The following is a 6,747-nucleotide window of genomic DNA, read 5'->3' as shown; positions in this document are numbered from 1 at the left end:
CCTATTCAACGCTGCCGAGGTGCTGACCTTGACCCTGGATGGACGGATGGACGAAGGGCAGCCCATCCCCGCGCCCTCGCTCGCCCCCGACGCACAGTTGATTGCCCCCAGCGCCCGCATCCGGGCCGGATGTACTCCTTCCAAGTACCGATAGCAAATTGAGTGCGACCGTGCGTCCTGCGACGGAGGGACGGCGCGCGGCCGCCGTCCGGGTCAGGGGGACGAAAACCACAGCGACCTCCGCCGCCCCAAGTGCTATGATTTCCCCCATGAAGGGAAAATTTGCTCTTTCACCATCACCAGGGGGATTCCATGCAAGCCGCCGTCCTTCGATCCCGCTGCGGTTGCACCGAATCCGACCAGAAGGCGTGGGTCCGGGACGGCGTACTCGCGCCGATTTCCGCCGGGTTTGGTCCAGGCATCCACGCCGAATACGATGAAGCCAACGTCCTCGCGGCTGCCATCGCCCTGCGCATGAAGCGCGCGTCAGTCGTCGTGTCCAGATATGCCGAGGCGTTCGCGCAACTGCATGTCTGGTTGCGGGCGCGATCGGCGCTGGAGTGGCGCCGCTACCAGGTGGTCCTGACGCCGGAAGGTATCCGTTTTGACTCTGCAAACAGTCCGCTTCCCACTGATATTTCCGGCTTTCGCGTCGGTCTGGAGGGCGTCTGTGCGACCATTCAGGACGGTGAGCAACTTGGCCAACTCCAGTTGAACTTCGGCCTCAGACTGGCCGGCTGACGGGACCAAGAAATGGACCTGCAAGGCCTCATTGAGCGACTGGATTACGCTGGGGACCCTGGTCTCTTGGACCCGGCCGCCCCCGGCTGTCCGCCCGGCATCGCCCATCACCTGCGCCGTGCCCGCGACACCTGCGGACTGCACCGCGCCTATGCCCTGCGCCAACCGGGTGGGGACAACGCCATACCGGTGGTTTATCTCTGCGATGCGCCTGATGAAGATGAGGCCCGGCGGGTGCATCACCGGGTCTGGAATCAGAATCTGGTTCCATTCCTGGTCGTCTCTACGCCGGAGCGGTTCGTCCTCTACTCCGGGTTCCGCTATGATGGCACTGAGGCTGATGAGATAACACACATCGTCAAGTCGGCAAGGATGTCGCTTGACGCATTCACTGGATTGGACGCGCGTGCGATCGCCGAAGGTCGGGTCTGGGAGCGGTGGGGCCGGTACATGGACCCGGCGCGGCGGGTTGATTGGTCTCTTCTGCACGAACTCGAGGAGCTGGGAAAGACGCTGATTCACGATCAGGGGCTCCTTCGTCATGAAGCCCATGCCCTGATCGGCAAGTACATTTATCTGCACTACTTGCGGGACCGCAACATTCTGTCGGACGAAAAATTGCGGGACTGGGACATCGATTCATCCCGCGTTTTCACCCGGGAGGCATCCGTCGCGACCTTCACCGCCGTTACCGAGAGATTGGAAGAATGGCTGAACGGCTCCGTGTTTCCGCTTAAGTTTAGTCGGCGTGCGAACGCTGATGCAGCAGTGCAGCAGACCGCTGCCGTGTTAGCCGGTGACCGTGTCAATGGGCAAATGCATCTTGCCTTTCCCCGCTACGACTTTTCCCACATTCCGATCGAAACCTTGTCCGTCATCTACCAACAGTTTCTCCATGCGGAAGACGCGGGCAAACACAAGGGCGCATACTACACTCCGACCTTTCTGGTTGATCTGGTGCTCGACGAGGTGGCAACGCGCCGCCCCTTGGTACTCGGCGTCAAGGTCCTTGACCCGGCCTGCGGATCCGGGGCCTTTCTGGTACAAGTGTATCGCCGTCTGATTGAACAACAACTGCACGGTGCGGACACACTGTCCCCTGCGACTCTGAGCAAGTTACTAACGGACCACATCTTCGGGATCGACCAAGATGAGGACGCCTGCCGGGTGGCTGCTTTCAGCTTGAGTCTGACATTGCTGGACTATGTGGAGCCGCCTGACCTTCGCCGTTTCCCCGATTTCAAACTGCCCGGACTTTACGGAACCAACATCGTCCGGGGTGACTTCTTTGCTCCAGTGTTTCCATGGCCGGAATTCCGATTCGAGTGGATCGTGGGTAATCCGCCTTGGGTGAATTTGATCCCGGATAAACTCCTTCCGGGCCAAGAGCCTGCTTTCGCTTGGATGAAGCCCCGTCAGGAAAGCCACCCAACCGGCGGTTGGCAACTTGCAGAAGCGTTCCTTTGGAAGACGTTGGAGCACCTGCATCCGGATGGTGCCGCAGGGATGTTGGCGCCGGCTATGACCCTTTTCAAGAGTCAATCGGTCAAGTTCCGCGCGGCATTCTTTTCCCAGGTACCGGTATGGTGCGTAGCGAACTTTTCCAACTTGGCGTATCTATTGTTTGCCAGGCGTGCTGCATTGCCGGCGGCGGTGCTGTTCTTTCGGGCAACTGGTGAAATTGACGATAGCGAGGACATCCTGTCCTACGCTCCCTTCGCGGTGAACCAGCCCACGCTGGTAAGAGGACTTGGTCAGCGATTCCGAGAGGCTTGGACTCTCGCGATCAATGCCGGCGAGTTACGGCGGGTAGAGCGGGTCAAGGCCGCACAAGGTGATGGCTTGACATGGAAACTCGCGATGTGGGGTTCACGGCAGGATCGGCGGGTCTTGGAGCGTTTTGGAAGACGAGCGCCGACGTTTCGTCAGTTCGCGGCAGCACATGGACTCGTTGCTCATCAAGGCGTCCAGTCCCGAAAGGTGGATGCAGACGAACCGGTCGAATTCGTGCAGGAATTGGTTGGTAAACGCCGCGTCTTGATGAAGCCCTTGGAGCGTCGTGGCAGGTTGTACTCATTTCCTGAGTCGGCGATCGAAATATTGACCGAGGATAATGCCTTCGTGCGCAAGAGGAGCGGTATCGCTTTACCTCTTGAAGTCTGCCGCCCGCCCCACCTAGTATTGCCCCGCAATCGATCCTGGGCGATCTATGACAGGGACTTCTTGGTGATTCCTCACCCGCAATTGGGCATCGCCGGCAAGCCGGGCCAGGAGGTTCTACTTAAGGCCCTGGCTCTGTATTTAATTTCAGATTTTGTGACCTACCATCAGCTCTTTCATTCGGCCGAAATGAGCATTCAGAAAAGCGTAGCCGACCTGAATACCTTACAGTTGCTGCCGATTCCCCTGGATGCTTTGTCCACAGAGAATCTGGATCTTTGGGCGAGGGCATACGACGAGTTGGTTAAGTGCTGGTGTCGCACTCAAGAGTCTCTCTTAAGCGACCATCATAAAGAGTTGCGTCACATGGAACAACACGCGAATGAACTCGTCTATGATGGACTGGGTCTTTCCAAGCAGGATCGCTGGTTTGTCGAGGATCTGGTCAATACGCGTCTGGAGCTAGTCAAGGGAAAGCTTGGTAAGGAAAGCGCATCCAAATTACCCAGTGAAAAGACGTTCTATACTTACGGAGATGCGCTGTGCGAAACCCTTGATTCATTCGCTGGGCGTACGAGCGAGTTACGCCATCGCGCAGTGATCTGGCATGGAAGCACTTGGGGAGCCGTGATGATCGAACCTGTCGCGGGAGACGGTATTGGGCGGACCAAAGTGCAGCGTACGTCGCGAGATCTTGATGGCGAGCTGGGAGAACTGGGTATGCGGTTAAGGCGTGAACACACCCATTGGCTCTATTTCGAGCGGGGCTTGACCATCTTTGACGGCGACCGAGTGGTTCTGGTCAAACCCATGCAGCGCTTGCACTGGCTGCGTAGCCAAGCCCTGCAGGATGCCGACAATCTCATTGCAGACGCCCTCGCCGTAAAGGAACCTGTCTCATGGCATTGAGTCGGCATAGTCAAGGAAGCACCGCCCCGGCATGGCTCCGGGACAACTACTGGGTTACCTTCCGTCATGATGTCTTCACGCTGCTGCATCTCGGGCATGCGCGACTCGACCGGAATAGTCTGACCGCAGCGCACGAAGAGGATATCACCGGTGAACTCACGCGGGTGATCGAGGAATTGCTCGACGATCCGAAAGCGCCGGAATGGTACAGCCGTTATGGGGTCCACGAGGAGCCGCGCCTCCACTCCCCGATTCGGAAGGGCAAGCGCCGACAGCGAATGGATATTCGTATCGAGTGTACTGATCAAAGACCGCGAACGCACTACGAGTTTGAGGCGAAACGCCTTTGCCGCGGAAAATGTGGTTGCTCCGATTATCTTGGGCCGGAGGGTCTGCGTGCCTTCCTGACGGGTGAGTACGCACCCCGATGGCCGGAGGCTGGAATGCTGGGGTATGTCCAAAGTGATGACGTGAGTCGCTGGCAGCATGAACTCGCGACCAACATGGCCGCGGGTCCTAACCGGCGGCACGACGGAGATTGGCAACCGGAACCCATCGTTACCGATCTTTTCACCTATCGCAGCAAGCACGAGCGGACCGCTCCCTTGGAGCCGATCACCATCTATCATGCGCTGCTGCCTTTTCATCCAGAGAATTCCGCTCTCGTTGATGACCGCGACGCTGCCGGACAAGAGAATCAGGGACAAGAGTAATCAGGGGCATACCATGGTTTCCTCGGAGCGAAGCAGGCTTCATTCGGACTGAATTCAGGTCGAGTCTAGCACGGAGCGGGGCGGAGTGGCCGGGCGGGGCGGGGCGGCGCCGGGAGGGTCAGGGCTGGAAGCCCTGACTACAAGGTTCCGCACGCGGGCGGTCGGAACCTCGGTCCGAGCGGTTTTTGTGTTCGGGGGTGCCGCGGGCGCCATGGCCGTCAGCCGGACGAACGGCCGCTCGCGGGCGCGGAATTGGTGAATACCCGCGCAGTCTCGCCGCGTCGGAACGCGAGGAAACGGAGGCGGCTGCGCCCCCGGGATCGCCGAGCACCAGTCTAGCCCGGCGATCGAGGCGTCAGACTCGCCGGCTGCCAGTGCGTTGCTAGTGCTCTCGTCCGCGTTTGCCGACGGTACTGCATCAGGCCCACGAAATCGGTATCCTTTCCATTCTATTGGAGTTTCAGTCCACCTTCGATCGCCTCATGGCCGTTCGGCTCCTCACGTACATTGGCCTCCTCTATGAGGACCTGCACCGGTCGAAAGCGATCGGACCGGATGATCCGCTTCCGCCGGTGCTCCCGATCGTGCTCTACAACCGTTATGCGCACATCTGGGTCAATGCGCCCCGGCTCGCTTTCACTTCTTAGGCCGGACGGGACGCGATAGCGCGCCGATTCGGCGATGCCCTGCCGGACGACGCTGAAGGATACTGGTTTGAGCCTTGGTGGTGCCCGAATATGAGCGCCGAGGAGCGCGTGTTCAGCTTGACGCTGATGTATGATTGAAACCCGTCTGCTAGAAACCAAGAGAGAGCTTGTATGAACATCATCCGCTCTGCGGCAATCGGACAAGCGATCAGCGCGATGTCCCCCACGAAGATCGCAGTCGCCTATCTTGGGTGGGGATGGCCAAAATACCTCTTGGAGCCGAAAAACATCGAATATATTGTAGTTTCGACTGATATCGGAACGAATCCCGCTGCGGTTGCCACCCTGGTTGCAACAATCGGTTGGCCCAAGGTTTTCTTGCTCAATCAACTTCATGCGAAGATCTATATTGGAAGCGGTACGGCCATAATTGGTAGCGCCAATCTTTCGGATAATGCTCTCTCGGGAGACGGACTTGAAGAGATTGCGGTTAAAATTGCGGATGTTGACACGGTGCACGAACTGGGCGTGATTGCCGACGAGATTCGCGACAAAGCGAAGAAAAAATATCCGTCGGCTGAAATGAAGGATAACGAATTACGAGAAATGGAAAGGCGTTGGAACCGTAGTATGAGCGTCAAGCGCCATCGCCTACCGCCCATGGGCGCGCCAGATATTCGGAACTACCCTTTCAAGCATAAACCTTTGTTTTGGGTAATTTGGTATGTAAACGACCATGACCTTCAATTTGATGATCAACTTGTTAACGAGAAAACAGGAGGCGCATTGCAAGAGATAATTAGAAAAGAAACTTATACCAATGTCTTATCGAATGATAAAGTTCGGGAAGGCGATTGGTTACTGCTTTGGATGACGGGGGATGATGGCTTGCCAGACGGACAGGGTGGTTTCGTTTGGCTTTACGCGCATCGGGTGGTAAACAACGCGGTGATTAATTGTGGAAAATATACGACCGGGATATTTGAGTTACCGGGAGTGAAGAAGCCACCGGTGCCTTTTAGAATTACCGCGAAGGTTAGAGATGCCATTATTTCCGTTCTCAGAGAAAATGGCTTTAAGAACCTGCGACCCGATGGTGACATGCGACGGGAGGCATGGCGAGCCGGCAACACAAAGCAACTGCTGCCGGAATTCTTCAAGGCTGTCCTAGACAAGGTCGATCCGCAGCACGGACAATAGGCACAGACCACGGTTTCCGTTCTGGCAAAGAAAAGCCGAACAGGCATTGGTCATCGTACCGGCCACCGGAAGGCGGCCAGTGCTTTCTGTTTTTCGTAGAGGATCGCTTGCCCCTCTACCTTTTCTGATCTAGCCTTTCCCCATGAATGGACACGAGATTATCAAGCAGCTCAAGGCCGAAGGTTGGGCGGTGCTGCGCCAGGAAGGCAGCTTTGACCCCGGAGCCCGACGGCGGTTTTGTGGTCCAGTTTCTCGACTTCGGCGAAGCCTTCACCGAGGGTAAAACCCTGGAGGAGGCCCTATTCAACGCTGCCGAGGTGCTGACCTTGACCCTGGATGGACGGATGGACGAAGGGCAGCCCATCCCCGCGCCCTCG

At 57.5% G+C, this 6,747-nt stretch carries 5 protein-coding genes and 1 pseudogene; all 6 read left to right on the top strand.

What is annotated here, in order from left to right; all coding sequences use genetic code 11:
- The first annotated feature begins 312 nt into the window (after positions 1 to 312).
- Positions 313 to 741, top strand: coding sequence for a hypothetical protein (locus A39O_RS0105105; protein WP_157639669.1), 429 nt, complete (start codon positions 313 to 315; stop codon positions 739 to 741).
- Between the two features lie 12 nt (positions 742 to 753).
- Complete coding sequence (locus A39O_RS0105100) at positions 754 to 3,810, top strand: HsdM family class I SAM-dependent methyltransferase (RefSeq protein ID WP_020503620.1); 3,057 nt, start codon at positions 754 to 756, stop codon at positions 3,808 to 3,810.
- Positions 3,801 to 4,523 carry a hypothetical protein gene (locus tag A39O_RS0105095; RefSeq protein ID WP_020503619.1) on the top strand — a complete coding sequence of 241 codons (723 nt, stop codon included), beginning with the start codon at positions 3,801 to 3,803 and terminating at the stop codon, positions 4,521 to 4,523. Before A39O_RS0105100 ends, A39O_RS0105095 begins: the two co-directional genes overlap by 10 nt.
- Before the next feature lie 446 nt (positions 4,524 to 4,969).
- A pseudogene (locus A39O_RS42550) lies at positions 4,970 to 5,137 on the top strand (Rpn family recombination-promoting nuclease/putative transposase); the annotation flags it as partial.
- A 204-nt stretch (positions 5,138 to 5,341) separates the two neighbouring features.
- Complete coding sequence (locus tag A39O_RS0105085) at positions 5,342 to 6,370, top strand: phospholipase D family protein (protein WP_026199180.1); 1,029 nt, start codon at positions 5,342 to 5,344, stop codon at positions 6,368 to 6,370.
- Positions 6,371 to 6,516: 146 nt separating this feature from the next.
- Positions 6,517 to 6,747, top strand: a 231-nt coding sequence (locus A39O_RS43460; protein ID WP_169338405.1) for a type II toxin-antitoxin system HicB family antitoxin, incomplete at its 3' end; no start/stop codon positions are given.

The organism is Lamprocystis purpurea DSM 4197 (assembly GCF_000379525.1).
Lineage (GTDB): Bacteria > Pseudomonadota > Gammaproteobacteria > Chromatiales > Chromatiaceae > Thiodictyon > Thiodictyon purpureum.
Note: the sequence above shows the minus strand (reverse complement) of the source record. Positions and strands in the feature narration are given on the sequence as shown.

Bases quoted from the DNA above. Each gene is read 5' to 3' on its own strand.
- A39O_RS0105105 (WP_157639669.1), top strand. From the start codon at position 313: ATGCAAGCCGCCGTCCTTCGATCCCGCTGCGGTTGCACCGAATCCGAC.
- A39O_RS0105100 (WP_020503620.1), top strand. From the start codon at position 754: ATGGACCTGCAAGGCCTCATTGAGCGACTGGATTACGCTGGGGACCCT.
- A39O_RS0105095 (WP_020503619.1), top strand. From the start codon at position 3,801: ATGGCATTGAGTCGGCATAGTCAAGGAAGCACCGCCCCGGCATGGCTC.
- A39O_RS0105085 (WP_026199180.1), top strand. From the start codon at position 5,342: ATGAACATCATCCGCTCTGCGGCAATCGGACAAGCGATCAGCGCGATG.